Origin of the sequence: Parvibaculum sp. (assembly GCF_049671045.1) — a bacterium.
GTDB lineage: Bacteria > Pseudomonadota > Alphaproteobacteria > Parvibaculales > Parvibaculaceae > Parvibaculum.
Genome location: NZ_JBATUH010000025.1, coordinates 1 through 25,005, shown reverse-complemented (window position 1 = coordinate 25,005; position 25,005 = coordinate 1). Strand labels below are relative to the sequence as shown.

General features: G+C 64.4%; 25 protein-coding genes. 8 read left to right on the top strand and 17 right to left on the bottom strand.

The genetic code is table 11. The features are described from left to right. Positions 1-61 precede the first annotated feature (61 nt). From WBG82_RS03390 to WBG82_RS03380, 3 genes are read right to left on the bottom strand one after another with little or no spacing between them, the layout of a single operon-like run. The gene (locus WBG82_RS03390) at positions 62-892 is read right to left on the bottom strand and encodes a fumarylacetoacetate hydrolase family protein (protein WP_424421375.1); all 831 of its coding nucleotides are present in this window, start codon (positions 890-892) and stop codon (positions 62-64) included. Between the two features lie 52 nt (positions 893-944). Continuing rightward, complete coding sequence (locus WBG82_RS03385) at positions 945-2,408, bottom strand: aldehyde dehydrogenase (protein ID WP_424421372.1); 1,464 nt, start codon at positions 2,406-2,408, stop codon at positions 945-947. Continuing rightward, a complete protein-coding gene (locus tag WBG82_RS03380) occupies positions 2,405-3,886 on the bottom strand; it encodes a 4-hydroxyphenylacetate 3-hydroxylase family protein (RefSeq protein WP_424421370.1) in 1,482 nt (493 codons plus the stop codon). Before WBG82_RS03380 ends, WBG82_RS03385 begins: the two co-directional genes overlap by 4 nt. A gap of 324 nt (positions 3,887-4,210) precedes the next feature. Between WBG82_RS03380 and WBG82_RS03375 the strand changes: the two genes are divergently transcribed. The 3 genes from WBG82_RS03375 to WBG82_RS03365 all read left to right on the top strand — a co-directional run bounded on the left by WBG82_RS03375 (position 4,211) and on the right by WBG82_RS03365 (position 6,521). After that, the gene (locus WBG82_RS03375) at positions 4,211-4,858 is read left to right on the top strand and encodes a TetR/AcrR family transcriptional regulator (protein ID WP_424421367.1); all 648 of its coding nucleotides are present in this window, start codon (positions 4,211-4,213) and stop codon (positions 4,856-4,858) included. A 102-nt stretch (positions 4,859-4,960) separates the two neighbouring features. Then, positions 4,961-5,719 carry an HpcH/HpaI aldolase family protein gene (locus WBG82_RS03370; RefSeq protein ID WP_424421364.1) on the top strand — a complete coding sequence of 253 codons (759 nt, stop codon included), beginning with the start codon at positions 4,961-4,963 and terminating at the stop codon, positions 5,717-5,719. Positions 5,720-5,729: 10 nt separating this feature from the next. Then, positions 5,730-6,521, top strand: coding sequence for a 2-keto-4-pentenoate hydratase (locus tag WBG82_RS03365; protein WP_424421362.1), 792 nt, complete (start codon positions 5,730-5,732; stop codon positions 6,519-6,521). 37 nt (positions 6,522-6,558) lie between these two features. On the opposite strand, the gene WBG82_RS03360 is transcribed toward WBG82_RS03365, so the two are convergent. From WBG82_RS03360 to WBG82_RS03350, 3 genes are all read right to left on the bottom strand, one after another. Beyond that, a complete protein-coding gene (locus WBG82_RS03360) occupies positions 6,559-7,692 on the bottom strand; it encodes a hypothetical protein (protein WP_424421360.1) in 1,134 nt (377 codons plus the stop codon). Positions 7,693-7,732: 40 nt separating this feature from the next. Continuing rightward, positions 7,733-8,080, bottom strand: coding sequence for a RidA family protein (locus WBG82_RS03355; protein ID WP_424421357.1), 348 nt, complete (start codon positions 8,078-8,080; stop codon positions 7,733-7,735). A gap of 167 nt (positions 8,081-8,247) precedes the next feature. Beyond that, positions 8,248-8,559 (bottom strand): HU family DNA-binding protein, encoded by a 312-nt coding sequence (locus WBG82_RS03350; protein ID WP_424421354.1) that lies wholly within the window; start codon positions 8,557-8,559, stop codon positions 8,248-8,250. A gap of 219 nt (positions 8,560-8,778) precedes the next feature. Here WBG82_RS03350 and WBG82_RS03345 point away from each other — a divergent pair, with 219 nt between their 5' ends. Together WBG82_RS03345 and mazG are read left to right on the top strand one after the other, a co-directional pair. Then, entirely contained in the window at positions 8,779-9,429 is a 651-nt protein-coding gene (locus WBG82_RS03345) for an MBL fold metallo-hydrolase (RefSeq protein WP_424421351.1), read from the top strand. A gap of 29 nt (positions 9,430-9,458) precedes the next feature. Then, positions 9,459-10,271 carry a nucleoside triphosphate pyrophosphohydrolase gene (gene mazG / locus WBG82_RS03340; RefSeq protein WP_424421442.1) on the top strand — a complete coding sequence of 271 codons (813 nt, stop codon included), beginning with the start codon at positions 9,459-9,461 and terminating at the stop codon, positions 10,269-10,271. Positions 10,272-10,365: 94 nt separating this feature from the next. Here mazG and WBG82_RS03335 read toward each other — a convergent pair whose 3' ends face one another. The 9 genes from WBG82_RS03335 to dusB form a co-directional block, all read right to left on the bottom strand. Further along, the gene (locus WBG82_RS03335) at positions 10,366-11,184 is read right to left on the bottom strand and encodes an inositol monophosphatase family protein (RefSeq protein ID WP_424421349.1); all 819 of its coding nucleotides are present in this window, start codon (positions 11,182-11,184) and stop codon (positions 10,366-10,368) included. A 3-nt stretch (positions 11,185-11,187) separates the two neighbouring features. Continuing rightward, positions 11,188-12,549 carry a GTPase HflX gene (hflX, locus tag WBG82_RS03330; RefSeq protein ID WP_424421440.1) on the bottom strand — a complete coding sequence of 454 codons (1,362 nt, stop codon included), beginning with the start codon at positions 12,547-12,549 and terminating at the stop codon, positions 11,188-11,190. Positions 12,550-12,633: 84 nt separating this feature from the next. Further along, entirely contained in the window at positions 12,634-12,879 is a 246-nt protein-coding gene (gene hfq, locus WBG82_RS03325; RefSeq protein ID WP_324298405.1) for an RNA chaperone Hfq, read from the bottom strand. Positions 12,880-13,078: 199 nt separating this feature from the next. Beyond that, on the bottom strand, positions 13,079-13,936 hold the full coding sequence (locus tag WBG82_RS03320; protein WP_424421347.1) for a D-amino-acid transaminase: 858 nt from the start codon (positions 13,934-13,936) through the stop codon (positions 13,079-13,081). Between the two features lie 21 nt (positions 13,937-13,957). Then, the gene (locus tag WBG82_RS03315) at positions 13,958-15,352 is read right to left on the bottom strand and encodes a sigma-54-dependent transcriptional regulator (protein WP_424421344.1); all 1,395 of its coding nucleotides are present in this window, start codon (positions 15,350-15,352) and stop codon (positions 13,958-13,960) included. Then, entirely contained in the window at positions 15,342-17,654 is a 2,313-nt protein-coding gene (locus WBG82_RS03310; RefSeq protein WP_424421342.1) for an ATP-binding protein, read from the bottom strand. The genes WBG82_RS03315 and WBG82_RS03310 overlap by 11 nt, the downstream gene beginning before the upstream one ends. Positions 17,655-17,824: 170 nt before the next feature. Then, positions 17,825-19,267 carry a nitrogen regulation protein NR(I) gene (ntrC, locus tag WBG82_RS03305; protein ID WP_424421340.1) on the bottom strand — a complete coding sequence of 481 codons (1,443 nt, stop codon included), beginning with the start codon at positions 19,265-19,267 and terminating at the stop codon, positions 17,825-17,827. Positions 19,268-19,276: 9 nt separating this feature from the next. Further along, on the bottom strand, positions 19,277-20,380 hold the full coding sequence (locus WBG82_RS03300; RefSeq protein ID WP_424421437.1) for a two-component system sensor histidine kinase NtrB: 1,104 nt from the start codon (positions 20,378-20,380) through the stop codon (positions 19,277-19,279). After that, complete coding sequence (dusB, locus tag WBG82_RS03295) at positions 20,380-21,399, bottom strand: tRNA dihydrouridine synthase DusB (RefSeq protein ID WP_424421338.1); 1,020 nt, start codon at positions 21,397-21,399, stop codon at positions 20,380-20,382. The genes WBG82_RS03300 and dusB overlap by 1 nt, the downstream gene beginning before the upstream one ends. A 101-nt stretch (positions 21,400-21,500) precedes the next feature. Between dusB and WBG82_RS03290 the strand changes: the two genes are divergently transcribed. From WBG82_RS03290 to WBG82_RS03280, 3 genes are read left to right on the top strand one after another with little or no spacing between them, the layout of a single operon-like run. Further along, positions 21,501-22,664: a bifunctional 2-C-methyl-D-erythritol 4-phosphate cytidylyltransferase/2-C-methyl-D-erythritol 2,4-cyclodiphosphate synthase gene (locus WBG82_RS03290; RefSeq protein WP_424421336.1), complete on the top strand. Its 1,164-nt coding sequence runs from the start codon at positions 21,501-21,503 to the stop codon at positions 22,662-22,664. Positions 22,665-22,678: 14 nt separating this feature from the next. Next, entirely contained in the window at positions 22,679-23,176 is a 498-nt protein-coding gene (locus WBG82_RS03285; RefSeq protein WP_424421333.1) for a phosphatidylglycerophosphatase A family protein, read from the top strand. Then, the gene (locus tag WBG82_RS03280) at positions 23,176-23,670 is read left to right on the top strand and encodes a CinA family protein (RefSeq protein ID WP_424421331.1); all 495 of its coding nucleotides are present in this window, start codon (positions 23,176-23,178) and stop codon (positions 23,668-23,670) included. The genes WBG82_RS03285 and WBG82_RS03280 overlap by 1 nt, the downstream gene beginning before the upstream one ends. Positions 23,671-23,674: 4 nt before the next feature. Here WBG82_RS03280 and WBG82_RS03275 read toward each other — a convergent pair whose 3' ends face one another. Next, complete coding sequence (locus WBG82_RS03275) at positions 23,675-24,187, bottom strand: type II toxin-antitoxin system RatA family toxin (RefSeq protein ID WP_424421328.1); 513 nt, start codon at positions 24,185-24,187, stop codon at positions 23,675-23,677. Between the two features lie 2 nt (positions 24,188-24,189). Then, positions 24,190-25,005, bottom strand: an 816-nt coding sequence (gene lipA / locus WBG82_RS03270; RefSeq protein ID WP_424421325.1) for a lipoyl synthase, incomplete at its 5' end; no start/stop codon positions are given.

The following is a 25,005-nucleotide window of genomic DNA, read 5'->3' as shown; positions in this document are numbered from 1 at the left end:
CATGCGCAAAGGCATCGGCGGTTTTCGTTCCGCCGATGCGCTTGCCTCTTCGATTTCCGTCTCAGAATTGCCCCAGAGCGACGCGACGAACGGCGTCGGAATCCGTCGGCTGGTGACCGACCTTGTGCGCCGGAGCCGGAACGCTCTGCACCGTGTTGGTGAGCTTGCCGACGCCCGTCACCTCGATCTCGACGACATCGCCCGGGTTCATCGGCCGCGAATTGGCGGGCGTGCCGGTGAGCACGATATCGCCCGGCAGAAAGGTGATGTGCCGCGAGAGGTCGGCGAAGATGTAGTCGATGGGAAACACCATCTCGCTGACCGGCCCATCCTGAACGACCTTGCCATTGATATAGGTGCGCACGCGCTCCTTGCGGATATCGACACCTCTGACGATGCCGGGCCCGACGGGACAGAAGCCGTCCTGTCCCTTTACGCGCAGCATGGAACCTGCGTCCGTATCGCGGAAATCCTGCGCGCCGACATCGTTTGCGGGGGCGAAGCCCGCGAGATGATCCCAGACATCCTCCCGCGCGACATTGCGCATCGGCTTGCCGACGATCGCCGCGATCTCGCCTTCATAGTTGAGATACTGGCAGTCGGCGGGGCGATTGAGGAAGCCGCGATGAGAATTGAGCGTCGTCAGCGGCTTCTGGAAATAGGTCGGCGTGACGAGCGGCGGCGCCTTGAACTCGACGCGGCGGCTGTCGTAGTTCAGGTGAATGCAGATGATCTTTGTCGGATCGCAAGGCGGAAGGTAGGTCGCGTCGGCCTCCGCCACCGTCCGGCCGTCGCCAAGCCGCAGCATGTCGCCTTCGGGGCGAACCCAGACGGGCGTTCCTTGATAGAGGATCCGGCGCCATTCCTCGCGTGGTCCGTTCAAAACCGACATTCACATCTCCCCTGGTTCATTCTTGTTCTGAAATTCATTTCCGCGCGCCCCGTCAGGCGAAGGAGCCCTTGCGCACCGATATGTTCTTGATGTCGGAATAGAAATCGAAGCTCCAGCTCCCGCCTTCGCGCCCGATTCCGGAATCCCGGCTGCCACCAAATGGCGCTGCAAGATCGCGGATGAAGAAGCAGTTGACCCATACCGTGCCGGCGACGACCTGCGAGGCGATGCGCGTGGCGCGTGCCTCGTTGCGGCTGAAAAGCGTCGCGGCAAGGCCATACTTCGTATTGTTGGCGAGTTCGATCACCTCGTCGTCGGAGCTGAAGCTCTGCCAGGTAAGAACCGGGCCGAAAACCTCCCGCTGCGCGATCTCGAGAAACGGATCGACATGGGCAAAGAGCGTGGGCTGGAAATAGAGATCGCCGAAATTCGCGCGCGAGCCGCCCCAGAGCGGCACCGCGCCATCCGCCTTCGCCCTTTCGACAAAACCCGCCACGCGCTCGAAATGCTCCTTGTGAATGAGCGGCCCGACGCGCGTGTCCTTGTCGCGCGGATCGCCGACGATCATGTGGCTCGAAGCGGCGCGAACCTTTTCGAGAAAGCCTTCCTCGATGGACTTCTCGACCATGATGCGCGTGCCCGCGAGGCAGACCTGACCGGCATTCATGTATTGCGCGGCGACTGTCTGCGCGGCCGCGTCGAGATCGGCATCGGCGCAAACGATGAAGGGCGACTTGCCGCCGAGTTCCGCGCTCAGCGGCGTGATGGAGCGCGCGGCCGCCTGTCCGATGATCTTCGCCGTATCGGTCGAGCCGGTGAAGCTGATGCGGTCGACATCGGGATGGTTGACGAGCGCGTCGCCGGCCTCTTCGCCGATGCCCTGCACGACATTGAGCACGCCGGCCGGAATGCCGGCCGCATGCGCGATATCGGCCATGAGCGAACAGGTGAGCGGCGCCCACTCCGGCGGCTTCACGACGACTGTGTTGCCGGCGGCGAGCGCCGGGCCGACCTTCCATGTGGTCAGCATGAGCGGCGCGTTCCATGGCGTGATGAGTGCCGCAACGCCCGCCGGATCGTATTTCACATGATTGACGACTTCGGGCGAGTCGATGGAGTGCCCCTCGAGCGTCAGCGCCCATTCGGCAAAGAATTCGATGTTCTGCGCGGCGCGCGGGACAACGCGATGCACATTGCCGAGCAGCAGCGAGCCATTGTCCATGGTCTCGACCGCGGCAAGCTCGTTCGCGCGCGCCTTGATGCCTTCGGCAAAGCGCTTGAGGATCGGCAGCCGTCCCTTGGGGCCCAGGGCTGCCCATGCCGGAAAGGCCTTGCGCGCCGCGGCGACAGCCTGATCCACTTCCGCCTTGCCGCCAGCCGCGACGTCGGCGATATGCGAGCCGTCGATCGGCGAGATATTCGCAAAGCGCCGCGGCGAGGAAACGCGCCGCCCGTCGATCCAGTGGTCGGTCGAAACCTCAACGCCTGCGACCGTTGCCATATTGCCGCTCATCATGCCTTCTCCGCGATACGCTGGTTTGTGTTTTCCTCGGTGCCGGTCTTTTCCGTCATAAAGCGGTCGACCAGCCGGTCCGCCCGCGCACGCTCAGCCAGCAGATGCGCCAGTTGCTGGTTGCGCGCGCCGGAGGCCAGATAGAAGCGCTCATATTGCTCGTTGCGGCTGGCAAGCGCGCTGCCGACGAAATCCCATGCAAGGCGGAAGATGCGGCTGCGCGCCTCGGCGCTCACATTGCCCGCGCCATGCATGAACTGATCGATGAGCGGCCGCAGCTCGGGGTCTGCGAGCTGTGCCTGTGTCGGCGCCGCGAGCAGATTGTGCGACCCAAGAAGGCGGATAATCTCGTTCACGCGCGGGAACCATGTCGGCAATGTCGCGCGGAGAGCGACAAGCGGCGCGCCTTGCGGGAACCAGACGCCGTTCCCGAATTCATGCGCATTCGCTTCCGCTGTCTGAATGCAGGCGCGGGCAAACTCGCAAAATGTCCACATTTCGCCGAGCATCTGAACGGCGGGTGGCTGCAGGCCGTTGATGGCCTCCGACATGCGCGTGGCCACACCCCAGGCGAATTCGAGCTTGGTCTGTGCCCGGATCATCGTCTGCTGCATGATGTTCGGGAACCAGCCTGTCGTCATCACCTGATTATAGACAGGCAGGTTACAGTTGATGTGCAGTCGGTCCCAGGGCACTTCCACATCGTCGAAGATGACGAAGGCGTCCTGTTCGTCGAAGCGCGCTGAAAGTGGATGGTCGTGAATGTTGCGCGTTCCGGCGCAGCTGTCGCGGCAGATGAACTTGAGACCCGGCGCCGACATTGGAATGCAGAAGGCGAGCGCGTAGGCATCGGCGCCTTCTGGCAAGGGCGCGGCCGGATAGACGGCAAGCTCGTCGGCAAATGGCGCGAGCGTCGCGAGGATGCGCGCGCCGCGCACGATGATACCGTGCTCCGTCTCGCCGACCTTGTGGAGCGCGACCGTGTTTCCCGGGCGGGGCGCGTCGCCCTGCGCCTTGTCGATCGTCGGCTGGATGATCGTATGGGTCAGCGCAATGTCGTTGCGGCGAAGAAACTTCTGATAATTGACGAGGTTCTCGGCCCCCTCCTCGTTGCCATTGGCGCCCCACTCGTCGGCGCGTCCGGCAAACCCGGCATAGGTCACGTTCATGTAGTCGGGCGAGCGGCCCATCACACCGACGGTGTATTCGGCAATCCTTTCAAGCCCCTTGTGGCGGCGAAGGATGTCATCCTTCGAGCGCGGGATCATGTGGCTGACATTGATCGGTTCGCCCGTTTCGGGATCGGGCATCAGGCAATCGTCGGCGAACTCGTGCTGAAGATCGAAGATCTTGGCGAGGCCCTCCGCCGCGCCTGCGAAGGCCGGGTGGCACGTCACATCTTCAACCTTGTCCGAGCCTACCCAGATGTTGCGCGCGCCTTTCAGGCCACGCAAAAACTGCTCTGCCGTGCGAGCTGGCATATGAGATCCCTCCCGTGATCTGGCCCGATGGTCCGGGCTTCTTCCGTCCCGATGCCTCCCCGGCATCTGGCGCGATTATGACCGAGCGCCAATAATGACTACACTCAGTTTATATTCCGGCGGCGACCTGTCAAGCGAAGCCGCATGAGGCTCCCGATGTTCGTTTTGCCCACGACCGGAACCGGATTGACAAAGCCTTCCCAAACGACATGTTCTGTCTTCAGCCCGATCGGGACATGAATGGAGAGGTAACGGCCGGTGACGGAACAGCGGAAAAGGAAGCCAGCGGCGGCACGCTCCCAGGCAGGCCGCGAGCCCGCGCCCATGGGCCGGCGCGAACGCAACAAGCTGGAGAAGCTGAGACGGATCACCGCCGCAGCGAAGGAGCTGTTTGCCACCAAGGGCTTCGCCCAGACGACCACGCAGGAGATCGCCGAGCGCGCCGACATCGGCACCGGCACGCTCTTTCTCTATGCGAAGTCGAAGGAAGACCTTCTCATCATGGTCTTCAAGGACGAGATGATCGAGACCTCGCAGGCGGCATTCCGGAAGATTTCCGCGACGCCCTCGTTCATAGACCAGCTCATGGAAGTCTTCGGCTCCATGATCGCCTACCACAATCGTGATGTCGGCCTCGCAAAGGTGCTGATCAAGGAGATCACCATTCTGGCGAGCCCCGAGCGGCGCAACGATCTGCGCGAGCTCATGCAGACCATCTATGACGGCATCGGCGAGCTCATCGTCTCCGGACAGAAGGCGGGCAAGATACGCGCGAATGTCGATCCGCAGCGCGCGGCGGAGAACCTGTTCGGCATCTATTACATCAACCTGATCGGCTGGCTCGGCGGCTTGACGACGAAGAGGCAGCTTCTCGCCCGCCTGCGTCCCATGCTCACTCTCGCTATCGAGGGCCTGGCCGCGGACCGGCGAGAGGCACCGGCGCCGCGAGCCAAGGCGTCGCGCAAGGCGTAGCGCGGCCCGCGCATATTGTTGACTTTCATCAATTATGATGACACTCATTTATATGCATGAAGCCGCGCCGAATGATGCGCACACGCCACAAGGGAGTTGTCGATGAGCGTTTCCCTGAAATCCCGTTGGGCTTCGGGCGAGGTTACGCTCGGCGCATGGTGCATGATCCCCGAGGCCTTGAGCGCCGAGGCGCTCGCCCGGAACGGCTTCGACTGGGTTCTCGTCGATATGCAGCATGGCTGCATGGATTACGAGACGGCGCTCGCCATGATCCGCGCGATCGACCTGACGCCCGCCGTCCCCATCGTCCGTGTTCCCTGGAATGATCCCGGCATTATCGGCCGGGTGCTCGACGCAGGCGCCCTCGGCGTCGTCATTCCCATGATCCAGACGGCCGAGGATGCGCGCCGGGCCGTCGAGGCTTGCCTCTATCCGCCGGCGGGCCGTCGCAGCTTCGGCCCGGTGCGCGTCGGCATGCGGGACGGCCCACGCTACTTCTCCGAGGCCAATGGCCGCGTGGCCGTCATCCCCATGATCGAGACGGCGGAGGCGCTGGCTTCCGTCGAGGAGATCGCAAGCGTGCCCGGCGTGGACGCGCTTTTCGTCGGCCCCTTCGATCTTTCTGTCGCGCTTGGCCTGCCGCCCGGTGACAATGACGGGCAACCGGCCTTCGACGAGGCAATCGCCAGGGTTGCGGCCGCCGCCAGGCGCGCGGGCGTTGCCACGGCCGTGCTGTCGAACGCCAGGGTCGCCCCAACGCGCATTTCCCAAGGTTTTCAGATGATTTCCGTGACCACGGACATTGCTGCCTTGACCGCAGCCACGCGCGCCGACCTCGACGCCGTTCGCGCCAGACAATAGGGGCCGGCTCATGCTCGATCCATCAATCCGTACAAAGATCGTTGACGACCTTCTCGGCGCCTATGAGAGCCGAAAGCCCATCGCTCTGCCGACAGCGACCTATCCCGGCATGAACATCGAGGATGCGTACCGCATTCAGGAGGAATTTGTCCGCCGCAGGGTCGCCGCCGGCCGCTGCATCAAGGGCTACAAGGTCGGGCTCACATCGAAGCCCATGCAGGAAATGGCCGGTTCGAGCGAGCCGGATTTCAGCGCCATCACCGACGATCTCTTCCTGCCGGAAGGCGACAGCTATCCGATGTCGCGCTTCTTCACGCCGATGATCGAGATCGAAATCGCTTTCGTGATGAAGCATGCCCTCAAGGGTCCGGGTGTCCTTCCGGTCGATGTCATCCGAGCGACGGATTTCGTGCTGCCCGCGATCGAACTCGTGGATATGCGGGTCGCGCGCGCCCCCGGCCTCAACATCATCGACAGCGTCGCCGATCTCGCCTTTTGCGGTGCGGTCGTACTCGGCGCCAATCCGAGGCCGCTCGATGCCATCGACGTGCGGCGCGTGAACGGCTCGGTCATCCGCAACGGCAAGACTGAACTGACGGGAGAAGCTTCGGCCGTTCTCGGCAATCCTGTCACCTCGGTCGCCTGGCTCGCGAACAAGCTCGGCGAGTTCGGCGTCACTTTCGAGCCCGGCCATGTGATCCTGACGGGATCGTTCGTGCGGGCGATGCCCGTGCAGGCCGGAGACAACATCGTCTGCCGCTTCGATCAGGGGCTTGGCGATGTCGAGGTGAGCTTCGTCTGACGTTCGGGCGGCGGGGCGGTTGCGCAGGCCCGCCCCTTCAGAGTTTCGTCTCAATCCAGTCGAGCATGAGCGCGGCGGCGCGGTCGCGATGTGCGTCGCTGTCCTCGAAGTAATGAGCGCCGGGAACGAATTCGAGCCTCTTGTCGGCTGAGGCGACGGCATCGAAGATTGCGCGCGCATCACTCGGGAAGACGCCCATATCTCCCATGCTCTGGACCACGAGCGCCGGCAGCGCGAGCTTTGCGAGCTGCTCCGTTCCCTGACATTTCGATGTTTCGAGGCTCCACATCGAAAGCCAGGTGCGGATCGTATTGGCGCGCCCGATGACCAGCGGGTTGCGGTTGGCGATTGCGGGCAGTCCGGCATAGCAGCCGGGGCATGGCCTGTCCGAAGGGTCGAGCGCGGGGTCCATGAAACGCAGATCGGCCCAGACGCGGAAGAGCGGGAAGACGCGATCCGGGATACCCGCCGCATTGAGACGCTTTAGCTCCTCCTTCGCCCAGTCGGTGATGCGCTGATTGCGGGCGCGCTGCGCCGCCCTGTAGCGGCTCACGAAGTCGGTCGAATAAGGCGGCCCGTTTTCCGGATTGAAGGGGTTGAGCGCAGCATCGGTCGCGGCCGGGTCGCGCTCATCGACGACCGAGGCGTCCATCCAGTCGGTCAGAACCTCCGGCCGCCCCTTGTGCGCGTTGAGCGAGATATAGAGATCGCCCTGCCCCAGAGCCTCGAGTGCCCTTCGCGTGGCCTCATTCGCGCCTGCGGTGAGCGTCGGCTGCGACGCTTCGGCCTGATAGGCGGCCATCAGCGATCCGCCGCCCGAATTGCCGAGCAGCACGACGGTCTCGACGCCCGCCTTCTCGCGGAGCCATCTGACGCCTTCCCCGATGTCGATCAGGGCATGCTCGAGGATGAACTGATCCTCGGCGCCGCGATAGCGCGTGTTCCAGCCGAGAAAGCCGATGCCCCGCGCGGCAAAGAGCGGCGCAAGATAGTGCTCGCTGAAATCGACGTTGTAATGCGTGGCGATGGCGGCGACGCGAGGCCGCTCGCCGCGCCTCGTCCAGTAGAGGCCCTGGCAGGGATGCGTTCCATGCCGGGCGCGCGGCGCCGTGGGCGACGTCAGGCCAACGAAGCGGCACTCGATATCCGAAAAGCTCTCCGACACCGCCATGCCCCCCTCCCCGGATGGTCAGGGGTGCGATTGTGGCCGATCAGATTGCAGCCGTCACCTGCACTTCGGCTTTCCACTCCGGCTTCACCAGCGGCGACTGCACGCAGGCGCGGGCCGGCGGATTGGCCGGATCGATCCAGGTGTCCCAAACCTCGTTGAAGGCGGCAAAGTCGTTCATGTCGGCAAGCCAGATCTGCGCGAAGAGGAGCTTCGACTTGTCCGTCCCCGCCTCGGCGAGCAGCGCATCGATCTGCCCGAGAATCTGCTCCGCCTGCCCGCGAATGGGCTGCGAGGCGTCTTCCGCCACCTGCCCCGCGAGATAGACGCGATCGCCATGCACCACGGCTTCGCTCAGCCGCTTGCCGATGCCAATTCGCCTGATCGTCATCTTCCGTTCCTCCCTGTACGACGCAGTGCCAAGAGGCGGATTTGATAGCAGCGCGGAACAGGCACCCGCAAACGAAAAGGCGACCCCTAAGGATCGCCTTTCGCGACAACAGACGAATGCTGCCGTGTTTCTTTACACTCCGTACCAGCCGGATCGTGGAAGCGGAATCAGATGGCTTCCTTGAGATCCTTGGCAACGCGGAAGGCGACCTTCTTCGACGCCTTGATCTTGATCTGCTCGCCGGTGGCCGGGTTACGACCCATGCGGGCAGCGCGCTTCTTGACCTGGAGGATGCCCAGACCCGTGAGACGGACCTTGTTGCCCTTCTTCAGGTTCTTCACGGTGATACCGACGAAGTCCTCGAACAAGGCAGCCGCCGCCTTCTTCGTGAGGCCGTGCTTCTCGGCGAGCTCCGCGATGATCTTCGACATCGGAATGGTGGCTTGGGCTGCGGTTTTGGCTGCGGGTTTTGTGGCCATGATTCGTGATTCGTCCTTAGGTGGAACCTGACGTTATCTTTCACAAGTTTGCGGAAAACGCCAAGAGTTTGCTGCGCCCCAAGGCTTATTTCGCCCGCCCTGTCGATTTTATGCACAGATTTTCGACCGCATGAGACGAAGATGCCCGTCACCATTGGACATTCCGCCCCCTCGTCCCTACCTTTCACGGCATATCGAAACTCATAAAGCACCAGTCACATGAGCCTCAAAGCAGCGATTCTCCCGGTCACACCCTTCCAGCAGAACTGCACGCTGCTCTGGAACGACGAGACGATGCGCGGCGCCGTCAGCGATCCGGGCGGCGATCTCGACCGGATCATGCAGGCGGTGGATGAGCTGGGCGTTACGCTCGAAAAGATCCTCCTCACCCACGGCCATCTCGATCACGCGGCCGCCGCGGGCGATCTCGCAAAGCGGCTCGGCATACCGATCGAAGGCCCGCATCGCGACGATCTCTTTCTCATCGAGGCGCTGCCGGAGCAGGCGCAGAAATACGGGTTCCCATCCTGCGGCGCCTTCGTGCCCGACCGCTGGCTCGAGGATGGCGATAAGGTCGAGGTGGCGGGGCTGACATTTCTTGTCCGCCATTGCCCCGGCCACACGCCCGGCCATGTCGTCTTCTTCAATGAGGAGGCGCGGCTCGCCATTGTCGGCGACGTGCTGTTTCAGGGCTCGATCGGACGCACGGATTTTCCGCGCGGGGATCATCAGGCGCTCATCTCGTCCATTCGCGGCAGGCTCTGGCCGCTTGGCGACGATGTGACCTTCGTGCCGGGGCACGGGCCGCTTTCGACATTCGGGGCCGAGCGGCGCGGCAATCCCTTTGTGGCGGACGAGCTCTTCGCCTGAGTACTGATCTTCGGGAGGCTCCATTGAGCATGGGCGAACTCGACCGGATCGAGGCGCTGCTTCGGATCATGGCGCGGCTGCGCGATCCCGATGGCGGCTGCCCGTGGGACCTCGAACAGAATTTCTCGACCATCGCGCCCTACACAATCGAGGAAGCCTTCGAGGTCGCCGATGCCATAGAGCGCGGCGACATGGCCGATCTGCGCGAGGAGCTTGGAGACCTGCTGCTTCAGGTCGTCTTTCATGCCCAGATGGCAAGCGAAGCGGGGCTCTTCGGCTTTCCCGATGTCGTGCGCGCCATTTGCGAGAAGATGATCCGCCGTCACCCGCATGTCTTCGGCGATGAGGAAGCGCGCTCGGCCGGCATGGTCAAGGGCCGCTGGGACGAGATAAAGGCCGAGGAACAGGCCGCCAAGGGCAACGCCGCCCAGAAAAGCATTCTCGACGATGTGCCGCTTGCGCTGCCCGCTCTCGCCCGCGCCGTCAAGCTGCAGGCGCGCGCCGCCCGCGTCGGCTTCGACTGGCCAAGCACCGCCGAGGTCATCGACAAGCTCAACGAGGAAATGCTCGAACTTTCCGAGGAGCTGGCAAAGGGTGGCGAGCATGACCGGATCGAGGACGAGCTCGGCGACCTGCTTTTCGTCTATGCGAATCTCGCCCGCCACCTCAAGGTCGATCCGGAAGCGGCGCTACGTCGCGCCAATGCCAAGTTCCGCCGCCGCTTTTCACGCATAGAGGAAAAGCTCGCGGCCAGAGGCTCGACGCCCGAGCAATCGACATTGGAAGAAATGGACGCGCTCTGGAACGAGGCGAAGCGCGAGGAGCGCGGTGAGATGGGCTAGAGCCTCCGCTTTGACGGGCTCGAAACCAGCGATCACTTCTTGAGTTGTCGCGTTTCCGAGCCGCAAAAGCGTTTTCGCTTTTGCGGCGAACGCTTTAGGCCCGCCTGATCGCTTCGGCGATGCGCTCCCAGCTCGCCGCGTCGCGCGCGACGAGATGCGGGCCAGCAAGCAGGCGCGGCACGTAGTCTTCGCCGTTTCCGAGATCGCGGATGACGCCGCCCGCTTCGCGCAGGATCAGCGATCCGGGCACATGATCCCAGGGCATCATGCGGTGATAGGTCACGAAGTCCTTGAGGCCGCGTGCGACCGATGTGTAATCGACCGCCGAGCACTGATCATTGGCGATGCGGCCGACACATCCGGCGAAAGTCTCGATGCGGCGGCGCCATTCGTCGGGCATGAAGCGCACATTGAATGCGCCCGTGACATCGGCCAGCGAGGCGGGCGAAGTGCCGGCGCTGATGCGCTCGGTCGCGCCGTCGGAACGCCACCATGCGCCGCCGCCGCGCTCCGCCATGGCGAGCCCACCGCTTGCGGGCAAGTAGATCCAGGCGCGCAGCGTCTCGCCCCCCTCCACCAGCGCGACCATGATTCCGAACGCTTCGTCACCGGCGATGAAATTCGCCGTGCCATCGACCGGGTCGAGCGTCCAGACCGGCGCGTCGCCCTCGATGAGCGTCATGCGGCGCGGATCGGCTGCGCAGGCTTCCTCGCCCAGCACATGCGAGCCGGGAATGAGCGCCTCGAGATAAGGCGTCAGCCACAGCTCCGCCTCGCGGTCGGCGATGGTAACGAAATCGCCCTTCGACTTTTCCTCGATCTCGCCTTCGCGCAGCATGCGGAAGCGCGGCATGATTTCGCGCGCCGCCGCCTCGGCCATCAGCGCCGCCACATCTTCGGAAAGGTCGGCCATTTTCTATTCCGCTGCCTTCGCCAGCCGCGCGACGACGCGCCCCTTGAGAGCGGGGAAGCGCTTCTCGAAGCGACCCGCCGCCGCAGCCGGCAGATTCACATCGAGCGTCGTCGAGCCGTCGTCGCCCGTCTCTCTCTTGCGAACCTGCCCGTTTTCATAGAGCCATGCAATGACGTCGCCCTCGTCGGGGCGGAGCGTGGCGTGGAGGAGAATGCCTCGGTCGACGACGAGGCGGTCGATGAGCGAAAGCAGTTCATCGACGCCCTCGCCCGTCAGCGCCGAAACGGCAACGGAGAGCGGGTTCCGCGCCGCCGCGTTCATCACTGCGTCATGACTCTCGTCGGGCAGCAGGTCGATCTTGTTCAGGACTTCGACGATGGGGCGCTGCGGCTCCGTCGCCTTCTCGCCCGCAAGGCCGAGCGATGCGAGGACGGCCTCGACATCCGCCTTCTGGATCGCGGTTTCCTCATGCGAAGCGTCGCGCACATGAAGAATGACCTCCGCCTCCAGCACTTCTTCCAGAGTGGCGCGGAAGGCGGCCACCAGATGCGTCGGCAGGTCCGAAATGAAGCCCACCGTGTCCGACAATATGATCTTGCGTCCGCTCGGGAGCGAGACGGCGCGCATGGTCGGATCGAGGGTTGCGAAAAGCAGGTTCTCGGCGAAGACACCGGCCTCGGTCAGCCTGTTGAAGAGCGTCGATTTGCCGGCGTTTGTGTAGCCCACCAGCGCGACCACGGGATAGGGCACCTCGCGGCGCGTCTTGCGGTGCAGCTCGCGCGTGCGCTTCACCGTTTCGAGCTGGCGCTCGATCTTGGTGATGCGCTCCTGGATGACGCGCCGGTCGGCCTCGATCTGCGTTTCGCCGGGCCCGCCCAGAAAGCCGAAACCGCCGCGCTGGCGCTCGAGATGGGTCCAGCTGCGCACGAGCCTGCTCTTCTGATAGTTCAGATGGGCAAGCTCGACCTGCAGCGCGCCTTCCCTCGTATGAGCCCGCTCCCCGAAGATTTCGAGAATGAGGCCCGTCCGGTCGAGAATCTTGAGATTCCAGGCTTTTTCGAGATTGCGCTGCTGAACGGGGCTCAGATGCCCGTCGACGATGACGAGTTCGACCTCGAGTTCGGCGAGGAGGCCCTTCAGCTCCTCCACCTTGCCATCCCCGATAAGCGTCGCCGGGCGCGGCTCCGCGACCACGGCGACCTGCTGGCCGACGACATTGAGATTGATGGCGCCTGAGAGCCCGACCGCTTCCTCCATGCGCGCCGACTGGGAGCGATAGGGCTTGCCACGGCGCCGCGCGTCCTGCTCGGCTGTCTTCAGCCAGGGCACGAGCACAAAGGCGCGCGTCGGTTCCTTGGGGTTCACCTGGAACGTCGGCTTTGCGGAACGGCGTTGTGCGCGGCGGCTGTCCTCGCCGCCGCCATCGTGCTGATCACTCAAGAAACGGTCTCAAGCCTCCTCCCCGTTTCCCGGTTCAAAAAGCTGAACGGGTTGTGCGGGCATGATCGTCGATATGGCGTGCTTGTAGACCAATTGCGAGTGGCCATCCCGACGCAACAGCACACAAAAATTATCGAACCAGGTCACGACGCCCTGAAGCTTGACACCGTTCACGAGGAAAATGGTCAGTGTTGTCTTGTTCTTGCGAACATGGTTCAGGAAAGTGTCCTGCAAGTTATGTGTCTTCTCACTCATGGGTAAGCCCCATTTGTCAAATTTGATCGGGTCGGCCCGACCGCCCGGCCGATCCAAACGGATTGCCCCCGCCCCGGACGCGGACGAAGGAGACGGTCCTCATACAATCTGTTCTTTTTTCTTCATGCTGCAAGTGCGAAATCTCATTCCGGAGAGGTTATCCGCACTATTTTCGCCGGCCTTCCATGTCGAAGCCCGCTCAGGTCAGTTTTCCGTATGTCAGATAGGCATCCCTGAGACGCATGGTAAGCGAGCCCGGCGCGCCATTGCCGATCGCCGCATCGTCGATCCGGACCACCGGAATGATGATCGCGGACGAGGCGCTGATGAAAGCCTCGCGCGCCGCCCTCGCCTCGTCCGCCGTGAAGAGACGCTCGACCACTTCCACGCCTTCCTGCCGCGCCGTTTCGAGCAGCACATGGCGCGTGACGCCGCTCAGGATTTCGTGGCCCGCAGGCCGGGTCACGAGGCGGCCCTGCTGATCGACGATCCATGCGTTCGTCGATGAGCCTTCGGTCACATATCCGTCCGTGTCCAGCAGCCAGGCTTCATAGGCCCCGGCCTCGCGCGCGGCCTGCTTGGCGAGGATGTTCGGCAGCAGCGCCACCGATTTGATGTCCCGCCGCGCCCAGCGCTGATCGGGCATGGTCACGATGGCAACGCCCTTCTCGACGGCGTTCCGGACGCGCGCCTCGTTGATCCTCTTGGCGGTCACGACAAGAGCGGGCTTCACGCTGGCGGACGGAAACGGATGGTCGCGCGGCGCGACGCCCCGCGTCACCTGGAAATAGACAAGGCCGTTCACGATGCGATTGCGGCGCACCACCTCGCGCAGCACATGGCGCAGCGAGGAGAGCGGCATGGGCAGGCCGATTCGGCTTTCGTCGAGCGAGCGCCGGAGCCGGGCGAGATGGAGTTCCTCATCCATGAACCGGCCGTCGCGTATGCCGCAGACCTCATAGACCCCGTCTGCGAACTGATAGCCGCGATCCTCGATATGCACGCACGCCTCCGCATGGCGGACATAGCGGCCATTCACATAGGCGATGCGGGACAAGCGGGCCTCCCGGAGTTCATGTCACATGGGCATGTCGGGCCGGCCGCCCGTGGCGACGCCCAGAGATTTCAATTTGCGGTGAAGCGCCGAGCGCTCCATGCCGATGAAGGCGGCGGTGCGCGAGATATTGCCCCCGAACCGGCTGATCTGCGCCACGAGATATTCGCGCTCGAAAGTCTCGCGCGCCTCGCGCAGAGGCAGCGCCATGATGTGCTCGCCGCCCGAACCGTTGACGGTGATCTGCGCCGACGAGCCCACTTCCGCCGGAAGCATGTCCGCGGTGACGACGGCCGTGGGATCGCCAGACGTCAGGATCAGCAGCCGCTCAACATTGTTGCGAAGCTGGCGCACATTGCCGGGCCAGTCATGCGCCTGAAGGGCCGCCATCGCATCTTCCGAGATGCGCCGTGGCGGCAGTCCCGTCGCCTTGGAAATCTGCGACATGAAATATTCCACGAGAGAGGGAATGTCCTCGCGGCGGGTGGAAAGCGGCGGCACCTGGATCGGCACGACATTGAGCCGGTGAAACAGATCCTCGCGAAAACGGCCCTTGGCGATTTCATCGGTCAGGTCACGGCTCGACGAGGACACGACGCGCACATCGACCTTGACGCGAGGACCGCCGCCGACGCGCTCGAAGGTCTGATCGACCAGCACGCGCAGGATCTTGCTCTGCGTCTCGATCGGCATTTCGGCGACCTCATCGAGAAAGAGCGTGCCGCCATGCGCCTGCTCGAAGACGCCGACCTTGCGCGGCCCGTTGGACGAGACTTCGGTGCCGAAAAGCTCGATCTCCATGCGTTCGGGCGCCATGCTCGCCGCATTGATCGCGATGAAGGGACTTTCCGCGCGGCGCGAGCGCGCGTGAAGGAGCCGCGCCACGACCTCCTTGCCCGAGCCCGAAGGGCCGGAAATGAGAACGCGGCTTCCGGTTGGCGCCACTTTCTCGATCGTCTGGCGCACATGCGCGATGGCCGGCGACGAGCCGATCAGCGCCATGTCGTCGCCGATGCGCGTGCGCAGATCGTCATTCTCGCGCCGCAGCCTGTAAGCCTCGATGGCGCGGCGGACGACGAGGATCAGCCGGTCGGCCTTGAAGGGCTTTTCAATGAAGTCATAGGCCCCCTTCTTGATCGCCGAGACGGCCGTCTCGACATTGCCATGGCCGCTGATGATGACGACCGGCAGGTCGGGATAGCGCTCATGCACCACATCGAGCAGTTCCAGGCCATCGAGGCGGCTTCCCTGCAACCAGATGTCGAGCACGACGAGGCCGGGGCGCCGCGCTTCGATCACGGCGAGCGCGCTGTCGCTGTCGCCTGCGACGCGCGTGTCATAGCCCTCATCGTTCAGAATCCCCGCTACCAGCTCACGGATATCGGCTTCGTCGTCGACAATCAGAATGTCAGATGCCATTCATCGCCTCGTCTATCTTGCTCGTCTTAGTCTGCTGCGCCTCGTCGGTGCCTTCGCGCATGCGCGGAAAGATCAGCTTCACGCGCGCTCCGCTCTCCCATCCTTCCGAGGCCGGCGCGTCCTCGAGGATGAGCGTGCCTCCATGGTCTTCCATGACCTTGTTCACGATGGCGAGCCCGAGGCCGGTGCCCTTTGTGCGCGTGGTGATATAGGGCTCGGTCAGGCGGGTGCGGTCCGTCTTCGGCAGGCCGCAGCCTGAATCCGTGACGACGATCGCGACGGTTGAGGGCGTTTCTTCAAGCGCCACCTGAATACGTCCGATCATGCCTCCGGCGCCGCTCTCCTCCTCGCCCTCGTCCAGTAGGCGAGCCTCGTGCTGGCCGCGAATGGCCTCGGCGGCATTCTTCAGAATGTTGGTCAGCGCCTGGCTCACAAGCCTGCCGTCGCATTCGATCAGAACCGGATCGGCGGGCATGTCGCTCGCATAGTCGATATCGGGATGAGCCACGCGCTGAAGGAACACGCCCTGCCGCACGATCTCGTTGATCTCGACCTGCTTGATAACGGCGGTGGGCATGCGCGCGAATGAGGAGAACTCGTCCACCATGCGGCCGATATCGTTCACCTGGCGGATGATCGTGTCGGTGCATTGTTGGAAGACTTCGGGGTCGGTCAGGATCTCCTTGCCGTATTTCCGCCGCAGGCGTTCGGCCGAAAGCTGGATCGGCGTCAGCGGGTTCTTGATCTCATGCGCGATGCGCCGGGCGACATCCGCCCAGGCGGAGGTGCGCTGCGCCCGCACCAGTTCGGTGATGTCGTCGAAGGTGAGCACGAAGCCGCCGACGCCCGAATCCCGGACCTCGCTTGTCACCCGGATGCTCAATGTGCGCTCCTGCCCGTCGCGCATGATGACGCTCTGGCTCTGGGCGCGGCGGTCGGGGTGGTTCTGCGCCTCGTGCACGACCTCGGCCATTTCCGGAATGGCGACGAAGATGTCGTGGCCGACCAGTTCGTTCTCGCTCTTGCCGAAGAAGCGCAGCGCCGCGCGGTTGGCGTGGTTGATGTGTCCCTCATTGTCGAGGCCGATGACGCCCGCGCTCACGCCTGAAAGCACCGCCTCGGTGAACTGGCGGCGCAGATCGAGCTGATGGTTCGCGGCGACCAGCTCGTTGCGCTGGCTTTCGAGCTGGCTCGTCATCCGGTTGAAGGCGTTGCTCAGAACGTCGAGTTCGTCGCCCGTCTCCCCCGGTTCGACGCGCACCCCGAGATCGCCGATGGTGATGCGCTCCGATGCCTGGACGAGCTTGGTGATGGGATCGACGATGCGGTTCGCCGCCCAGAGGCCGAGCCAGATCGCCGCAAGCAATGTGACGAGCGCGACGGCGACATAGATGAGGGCGAAGGTCACCTGAAAGGTGATGCGGCGCTGCTCTAGGCTTCGATATTCGTCCGCCGCTTCGCGCGTCTGCGCCAGATGCTGGAGAACCCGGGCATCCACGAAGCGGCCGACATAGAGATAGGTGTCCTCGATGGCACCGAGCTTCACCAGCGCCCTGATCTGGTTGTGGGCCTGAACGGTCCAGAGCACCGCCTCGCCCTTCTGGGCCTGCGTGAATTGCTCGGCCGTGGGGAGCCCCATATCGGGCGCGACGCTCGCCGTGACCTTGGCAAGGATGCGCCCTTCCGAATTGATGAGATAGGCCGCCGGCAGTGACCGCAGCGCGGCCTGGGTCGCCACGAGCTGCTGGAAACGCTCAGGGCTCGTCGCCAGATAGGGGGCCGCCCGGTCGAGGTCGGTCGCCATGGCGAGCACATCGCCCCGCAGGACGTGGTGATGCTCATCGAGATAGGCTTCGGCGACCGTCTGGGCGTTCGAGATGATGATCTGCGTGCGCTGGCCGAACCAGAAGTCGAGGCCGCGATTGAGCGTCACGGCGGCGAAGACGGCCACGATGATCGCCGGCATGACGGCCACGACCGCGAACATGGCGATGAGCCGCGCATGGAGCTTCGCGCCCGCCACGCCGCTCACCCGGGCGATGATGATGCGCACCACGCGCCAGCCGATCAGCGCGAACAGGACCAGAACGACGGCCAGATTGCCGATGAGCAGCGTGATCACGAGCCCGCGCGTCGGCGCCAGAGGCGTCAGGCCGGTCAGGATCATATAGGTGAAGGAGCCGAGGAAGATCGCGGCCATCACAAGGCCGATCGCGAGCGTCCCCGAGAATCCGCGGCGAGAAAACAGTCCCCACAGATGGCTGTCCCAGCTCGCCCTCTCCATTCGGTCGCTCGTTGCCATGCCCTCTTCCTGGCGACGGGCAGGGGGAGATCGCGATCCGCCTCCCGACGCCGGTGTCATTGTCGCTATGTGCCCAATGCGCCACGCAGGCGCGGCGGGACCGTCATTCTGGCGTGAGGGGCGCGGCCAATCAACAACAATGTTGCCGCATTACATCACCTTCGTGGCAGCTATCTGATGCCGCGGATGACCTGAACATCGAGTTCTTTCAACTTCTTGCGCAGCGTGTTGCGGTTGATGCCGAGAAGGTGAGCCGCCTTGATCTGATTGCCGCGCGTCGCCGCCAGCGCCATTCCGAAGAGCGGCTTCTCGACCTCCCGAAGGATGCTGTCATAGAGGCCGGGCGGCGGCAGCTCGTCGCCATGGGCCGCGAAGAGCCGCGTGAGCGTGCGCTCGACCGCGACGGAAAGAGGTTCGTCGGCCGGCGCCTGCTCCAGCGTATTCTCGAACTCCGGCTCGGCGAGTTCGGCCGCGAGTATCGAGGCGCCGATCGTTTCCTCCGTATAGAGCGCGGCAAGGCGCCGGACGAGATTTTCGAGCTCGCGCACATTGCCCGGCCAGCGGTAGCGCTTCAGAAGCTCCATGCCCTCACTGTCGATGGTCTTGGGCGGCAGGCCCTCCTGTTCGGCCTGCGCGAGAAAGTGGCGCACGAGGTCGGGAATATCCTCGGTCCGCTCATGCAGCGGCGGAAGGCGGATCGGAACGACGTTGAGGCGATAGAAGAGGTCTTCGCGGAAGAGGCCGAGATTGATGAGCTGCCGGAGATCGCGATTGGTGGCGGCGACGATGCGGACATCGGTCTTGATGGGTGTCCGCCCTCCGACCGTCGTGTATTCGCCTTGCTGGAGAACGCGAAGCAGCCGCGTCTGGGCTTCCATGGGCATGTCGCCGATCTCGTCGAGGAAAAGGGTGCCGCCCTCCGCCTGCTCGAAGCGGCCGGTCGCGCGCTGGCTCGCGCCGGTGAAGGCGCCCTTCTCGTGCCCGAAAAGCTCGCTCTCGATCAGCTCGCGCGGGATGGCGGCCATGTTGATCGCGACGAAAGGCCCGTTGCGCCGCTTGCCGTAATCGTGAAGCGCGCGGGCGACGAGTTCCTTTCCGGTGCCGCTTTCGCCCGAGATCATCACGGTCAGGTCCGTCTGCATCAGCCGCGCCAGCACGCGGTAGATGTCCTGCATCGCCGGCGAGCGGCCGATAAGGGGGATATTCTCGTCCTCATGCGCGGCCGGAAGCGGCGATGCCCCCTCGCGCTGCGCCTTCATGGCGCGATCGACGACGCGGATCAGCTCGTTCAGATCGAAGGGCTTGGGGAGATATTCATAGGCGCCCCGTTCGGCGGCGGTGATCGCCGTCTTGAGCGTGTTCTGCGCGCTCATGACGATGATCGGTATCTTGGGCCGCAGCCGCTTGATGCGGGGAATGAGATCGAAGGCGTTTTCATCCGGCATGACCACATCGGTGATGATGAGGTCGCCATCGCCCTGGCTCACCCAGCGCCAGAGCGTCGCGGCGTTGCTCGTCGCCCGCACATCGTAGCCGGCCCGCCCCAGCGCCTGATTGAGCACGGTGCGGATGGCGGCATCGTCATCGGCCAGAAGTATCGTTCCGCTTGGCATTGGCTCCTCTTACTCGGGCTCGCCGGTATGCATCGGCAACAGGACGCGCAGCACCGTCCGGCGCGGCTGGCTCTCGCATTCCACGATGCCGCCATGGTCGCCGACGATCTTGGCCACCAGCGCAAGGCCGAGGCCCGTGCCGCTGGATTTCGTCGTCACGAACGGATCGAAGAGATGCGGAAGCAGGTCCTCGGGCACGCCCGGCCCGTCGTCGATGACGCAGATTTCGAGCGGCAGGCTCACCCTGTCGCGGCTGCCGGGCATGGAGAGGCGGACGCCCGGCCTGTAGGCTGTCGTCAAGAGAATTTCGCCTTCTGTTGTCGTGGCTTCGGCGGCGTTCTTCACAAGATTGAGGAAGACCTGGATGAGCTGGTCCTTGTCGCCCAGAACGGGCGGAAGCGAGGGGTCGTATTCCTCGACGATCCTGATGCCCCGGGCAAAGCCCGTCTGCGCGAGCTGCTTCACGTGGCCGAGCACGAGATGGATGTTCACCGGCTCGCGCGGAACGGGGCGCTCGTCGGAAAAGACCTCCATGCGATCGACCAGCTTGCAGATGCGGTCCGTCTCGTCGCAGATGAGGCGCGTCAGCGTCCGGTCCTCGGCGGGGGCTGAAAGTTCGAGAAGCTGCGCCGCGCCGCGAATGCCGGAAAGCGGGTTCTTGATCTCATGCGCGAGGATCGCCGCCATGCCGGTCACGGAGCGGGCGGCGCTTCGATGGGTGAGCTGCCGATCCATCTTGTGCGCCATGGTGCGGAGCTGAAGGATCAGCAGCACATGGTCAGGATATTCGCCGACGGGCGTGACCTGAATATCGACGGCGCGGTCGCCGCCGCGCGGCGTGCCCACCTCGATGCCATATTCGTTGACCGATGCGCCATCCTCCAGCACCTGCTGGATGAGCGAGAGAACCGGGCTTCCGAAGGCGACGAAATCGCTGAGTCGGTGGCGCAGCAGAACGGCGGCGCTCGCGGCGAAGAACTGCTCCGCGCTGTCGTTCACATAGCCGATCTGCAAATCCCGATCGATCATGATGACGGGATGTGGAAGCGCGTCGAGAATGGCTGCCGCCTCCGGCTTTCTTGCGACCTGCGCGGAGCCTGCGGCGCTTGCCATCATGCGGCCTCTCTGGCTGCCGCATCGGACCTTGCGGCGGCCGTCTCGTAGAAGCGGGCAATGACGGCCAGCACCTCCTCCGGATCGCTGAGGCGGACGAGCGCGTTCTTCGCCGCGATCGCTTCTTCGGGCAAGAAACGGGCGGCGTGCTCCAGATACCAGACGAGATGCTTGCGGGCGACGCGCACGCCGAGCGCGACGCCGTAATGCTCGATCATGCCGCGATAATGGCTGATGACGATGCGCTTCTGTTCGTCCCATGACGGATCGGGAACGCGCTCGCCGGTCTGGAGGAAATGGGCGACCTGCGCGAGAAACCAGGGGCGGCCTTGCGCGCCGCGCCCGACCATCACGCCATCGGCTCCCGAGGCATCGAGAATGGCGCGCGCATCTTCAAGGCTCGTCACATCGCCATTGCCGATGACGGGAATGGACACCGCCTCCTTCACCCGGGCGATGAAACCCCAGTCGGCGCGGCCCTTGTAGAACTGGCAGCGCGTGCGCCCGTGAACCGTCACCATGCTTACGCCGGCCTCCTCGGCGCGGCGTGCAAGCTCGGGCGCATTGCGGGTCCCCTCGTCCCAGCCCGTGCGCATCTTGAGCGTGACGGGCACGGAAACGGCGGCGATCGTCGCCTCGATCAGGCTCAGCGCGTGATCGAGATTGCGCATGAGGGCGGAGCCGGAAAGGCCGGAGGTCACGGTCTTCGCCGGGCAGCCCATATTGATGTCGATGATGTCCGCGCCGGCGGCCTCGGCAATGCGCGCGCCCTCGCCCATCCAGCGCGCCTCGCGCCCGGCAAGCTGGATCGTCAGCGGCTCGACCTCGCCCGCGCCGGCTGCGCGGCGCACGACATCGGGACGCGCCCTCACCAGTTCGTCGCTTGCGACCATCTCCGAAACCACGAGCCCCGCGCCCAGCTCATGGGCAATGCGGCGAAACGGCAGATCGGTGATGCCCGCCATGGGCGCGAGGAGCACGTTGGTCCTGAGGCGATGAGGGCCGATATCTATGGACAAAATTTAGGCACTTTCCGGAAATGCTTAATCATTGGTCAGTTTAGTCGCATGCTTTATAAGCTGCAAGACGCTTGATTCCGCTTTCCGTAACGAGCCTGCTCATGCAAAACCAAGCCATGACCGTCGTGGCACTCATCGTTGCGGCTGGCCGGGGCACGCGCGCCGGGCCGGGCGCTCCCAAACAATATCGTCAGCTTGCCGGCGAGCCCGTGCTGCGGCGGACGCTGCGGGCCTTCTGCCTTCATCCCGAAATCGACCTCGTCATGGCGGTGATCCATCCCGATGACCGGGAAGCCTATGAGGCCGCCTCGGCCGGCCTTCCCCGGCTCGCACCCGCTTGCGAAGGCGGGCCGACGCGGCAGGCCTCGGTCCTGCGCGGGCTCGAGGCGCTCGCCGCTCACAAGCCCGGCCGGGTTCTCATCCATGACGGCGCCCGGCCGCTGGTGAAGCCGGACATCATCTCGCGGAGCATCCAGGCGCTCGATCGCCACAAGGGCGCGCTCGTCGCCGTGCCGGTGACGGATACGATCCGCCGCGTATCCGATGGCATGGCGGGCGAGACCGTTCCCCGCGACGGTCTCTGGCGCGCGCAGACGCCGCAATCCTTTCATTTCGATGCGATACTCGATGCGCACCGCAAGGCGGCGGGCGGCGAGCTGACCGACGATGTCGCCGTGGCGGCGGCGGCGGGCATGGCGGTCGCGACGATCGAGGGGGACGAAACCAACATGAAGATCACGAGCGCGGAGGATCTCGCGCGCGCCGGGCGCCTTCTCGCGGCAGGCCGCGAAAGCAGGACAGGCTCGGGCTTCGACGTTCACCGCTTCGGCCCCGGCGATCATGTCATGCTCTGCGGCGTCCGCGTTCCGCATACGCATGGGCTGGTCGGACATTCGGACGCCGATGCCGGTCTTCATGCGCTCACCGACGCCATTCTCGGCGCGCTTGGCAATGGCGACATCGGACGGCACTTTCCGCCGAGCGATCCGCAATGGAAGGGCGCATCCTCCGACCGCTTTCTCGCGCATGCCGCGCGCCTCGCCGATGAGGCCGGCGCCCGGATCGTCCATGTCGATGTGACGCTCATCTGCGAGCAGCCGAAGATCGGTCCCCATGCCGATGCCATGCGCGCGCGCATCGCCGGCATTCTCGAGATCGACCTGTCCCGCGTGAGCGTCAAAGCCACGACGACCGAAGGGCTCGGCTTCACGGGGCGCGGCGAGGGGCTTGCGGCGCAGGCTCTCGCGACACTGAGCTTCGGCTGACGGGAGCGCGGCCGATGGGTTTCCTTACTCCCCTCCCCGGTTCCCTCCGCCTCAGCGATCCGGCTGCCCTTGCCGCAACCTGGTTCGGCTCGGGGCTTCTGCCCAGGGCGCCTGGCACATGGGGCTCGCTTGCGGCGCTGCCGCCCGGCCTCGCCCTCGCCTGGCTCGGCGGGCCATGGGCGCTTGTCGCAGGTGCCGCCCTCGCCTTCGCGCTCGGTCTTTGGGCCGCCGCCAGCTATGCGGCCGCGGCGGCGAAGGACGATCCTTCCGAAGTCGTCATCGACGAGGTAGCGGCGCTGTGGCTGGTGCTGGCGATCCTGCCTCTCACGCCAGTTGCATGGCTTGCCGGGTTTCTTCTCTTCCGCTGCTTCGATGTCATCAAGCCGTGGCCCGTGGGCCTTGCCGATCGCAGGCTCAAGGGCGGGCTTGGCATCATGGCCGATGATATGGTCGCCGCGCTCTATGCGATCCTCGTCATCCTCATCTGCCGCAACTTCACCGAGGTTCTGTGATGTCGCTCTTTCCCCGTCCGCTTCTGCAACGCGCTGAACTCCTCCTCGCCGATTGCCGGGACGCGAAGCTCAAGATCGCGACGGCGGAATCCTGCACGGGCGGCCTCATCGCCGCGCTGCTCACCGAAATTCCGGGCTCGTCAGATGTGGTGGAGCGCGGCTTCGTCGTCTATTCCAACGAGGCCAAGCGCGACGCGCTGGGCGTGCCCGGCGATCTCATCGCCGATTTCGGCGCGGTGAGCGAGCAGGTGGCACGCTCCATGGCCGAAGGCGCGCTCAACAATTCCCGCGCGCAGATTTCCGTTTCGGTCACCGGCGTTGCCGGCCCCGGCGGCGGAACGGCGATGAAGCCCGTCGGGCTCGTGCATTTCGGCGCGGCGCGGCGCGGCCGCAACATCATTCACGAGGTGCAGCGCTTCGGCGATATCGGGCGGGAGGAAATCCGCCTCAAGAGCGTCGAGGTCGCGCTCGATCTCCTGCGGCGGATGATCTGACCGTTCAGCCTGCTTGCGTGCGGTCTTCCGCTTCCGGCAGCGGCGCAACCGCCGCCAGCGCAGGCGCGGGCTTGCCGTAAACTGCGTCCGCCCGGTCGATGAAGGCCTGCATCATCCGCGCAAAGGCCTTGCTGAAGACACCGTTCATCAGTTTTTGCAGCGTCGCGCTTCGGAACTCGAAATCGATGAAGAAGTGGATGCGCGTGCCGCCTTCCGGCAAGGGCTCAAAATGCCATTTGTTCGCCAGGTGACGAAACGGCCCCTGCACATAATGGACATCGACCGTACGGGTCGCCCGGTCGAGAACCACACGGCTCGTGAACTGTTCGCGGAAGACCTTGTAGGAGACGATGAGGTCGGCGATCAGAACCTCGTTCTGGCCGTCCGCCTCGCGGCGGCGGATGCGCGCCCCGGCGCACCAGGGCAGGAATTCGGGATAAAGCTCGACGCCCGCAACAAGCGCGAACATCTCATCCGCGGCGTAGGGAACATCCTGCGTCTGGTGAGTGGCGGGCATGTCTATCCTTGACCCTGGGCGTGAAGCGCATTGCGGGCGGCGCGCAGCCGCGCGAAGTCCGCATCGGCGTGATAGGACGAGCGCGTCAGCGGGCTCGCGGAGACGAGCAGGAAGCCCTTCGCGCGCGCGATCCCCTCATATGACTTGAATTCATCCGGCGTGACGAAGCGCTCGACGGCGGCGTGCTTCCGTGTCGGTTGCAGATATTGCCCGATCGTCAGGAAGTCGACATTGGCCGAGCGCATATCGTCCATGACCTGCAGCACTTCCTCGCGCGTCTCGCCAAGTCCGACCATCAGGCCCGACTTGGTGAAGATCGTGGGGTCGATCTCCTTCACGCGCTGGAGAAGGCGCATGGAATGGAAATAGCGCGCACCCGGACGAATGTTGAGATAGAGCCGCGGCACGGTTTCCAGATTGTGGTTGAAGACATCTGGCTTCGCCGCCACGACCTTTTCGAGCGCGCCTTCCTTGCGCAGGAAATCCGGCGTCAGGATTTCGATCGTTGTTGCGGGCGAGCGGCGCCGGATCGCGCCTATCACATCGACGAAATGCTGGGCGCCGCCATCCTCGAGATCGTCGCGATCGACCGATGTAATGACGACATGCTGAAGGCCGAGCTTCTCGACGGCATTGGCGACATTTTCGGGCTCATGCGGATCGAGCGCGCCGGGAAGTCCCGTCTTCACATTGCAGAAGGCGCAGGCGCGCGTGCATGTATCGCCCATGATCATCATGGTGGCGTGCTTCTTCGACCAGCACTCGCCGATATTTGGGCAGCCCGCCTCTTCGCAGACGGTGACGAGATGGTTTTCGCG

Coding starts and splice junctions, on each gene's coding strand:
- WBG82_RS03350 (WP_424421354.1), bottom strand. CDS start 8,559: ATGGCCACAAAACCCGCAGCCAAAACCGCAGCCCAAGCCACCATTCCG.
- WBG82_RS03285 (WP_424421333.1), top strand. CDS start 22,679: ATGGGTTTCCTTACTCCCCTCCCCGGTTCCCTCCGCCTCAGCGATCCG.
- WBG82_RS03385 (WP_424421372.1), bottom strand. CDS start 2,408: ATGATGAGCGGCAATATGGCAACGGTCGCAGGCGTTGAGGTTTCGACC.
- WBG82_RS03390 (WP_424421375.1), bottom strand. CDS start 892: ATGTCGGTTTTGAACGGACCACGCGAGGAATGGCGCCGGATCCTCTAT.
- WBG82_RS03380 (WP_424421370.1), bottom strand. CDS start 3,886: ATGCCAGCTCGCACGGCAGAGCAGTTTTTGCGTGGCCTGAAAGGCGCG.
- WBG82_RS03300 (WP_424421437.1), bottom strand. CDS start 20,380: ATGGCAAGCGCCGCAGGCTCCGCGCAGGTCGCAAGAAAGCCGGAGGCG.
- WBG82_RS03360 (WP_424421360.1), bottom strand. CDS start 7,692: ATGGCGGTGTCGGAGAGCTTTTCGGATATCGAGTGCCGCTTCGTTGGC.
- WBG82_RS03280 (WP_424421331.1), top strand. CDS start 23,176: ATGTCGCTCTTTCCCCGTCCGCTTCTGCAACGCGCTGAACTCCTCCTC.
- WBG82_RS03370 (WP_424421364.1), top strand. CDS start 4,961: ATGAGCGTTTCCCTGAAATCCCGTTGGGCTTCGGGCGAGGTTACGCTC.
- ntrC (WP_424421340.1), bottom strand. CDS start 19,267: ATGCCAAGCGGAACGATACTTCTGGCCGATGACGATGCCGCCATCCGC.
- WBG82_RS03310 (WP_424421342.1), bottom strand. CDS start 17,654: ATGGCAACGAGCGACCGAATGGAGAGGGCGAGCTGGGACAGCCATCTG.
- WBG82_RS03355 (WP_424421357.1), bottom strand. CDS start 8,080: ATGACGATCAGGCGAATTGGCATCGGCAAGCGGCTGAGCGAAGCCGTG.
- WBG82_RS03315 (WP_424421344.1), bottom strand. CDS start 15,352: ATGGCATCTGACATTCTGATTGTCGACGACGAAGCCGATATCCGTGAG.
- WBG82_RS03375 (WP_424421367.1), top strand. CDS start 4,211: ATGGGCCGGCGCGAACGCAACAAGCTGGAGAAGCTGAGACGGATCACC.
- WBG82_RS03345 (WP_424421351.1), top strand. CDS start 8,779: ATGAGCCTCAAAGCAGCGATTCTCCCGGTCACACCCTTCCAGCAGAAC.
- WBG82_RS03275 (WP_424421328.1), bottom strand. CDS start 24,187: ATGCCCGCCACTCACCAGACGCAGGATGTTCCCTACGCCGCGGATGAG.
- hfq (WP_324298405.1), bottom strand. CDS start 12,879: ATGAGTGAGAAGACACATAACTTGCAGGACACTTTCCTGAACCATGTT.
- WBG82_RS03365 (WP_424421362.1), top strand. CDS start 5,730: ATGCTCGATCCATCAATCCGTACAAAGATCGTTGACGACCTTCTCGGC.
- mazG (WP_424421442.1), top strand. CDS start 9,459: ATGGGCGAACTCGACCGGATCGAGGCGCTGCTTCGGATCATGGCGCGG.
- WBG82_RS03335 (WP_424421349.1), bottom strand. CDS start 11,184: ATGGCCGACCTTTCCGAAGATGTGGCGGCGCTGATGGCCGAGGCGGCG.
- WBG82_RS03290 (WP_424421336.1), top strand. CDS start 21,501: ATGCAAAACCAAGCCATGACCGTCGTGGCACTCATCGTTGCGGCTGGC.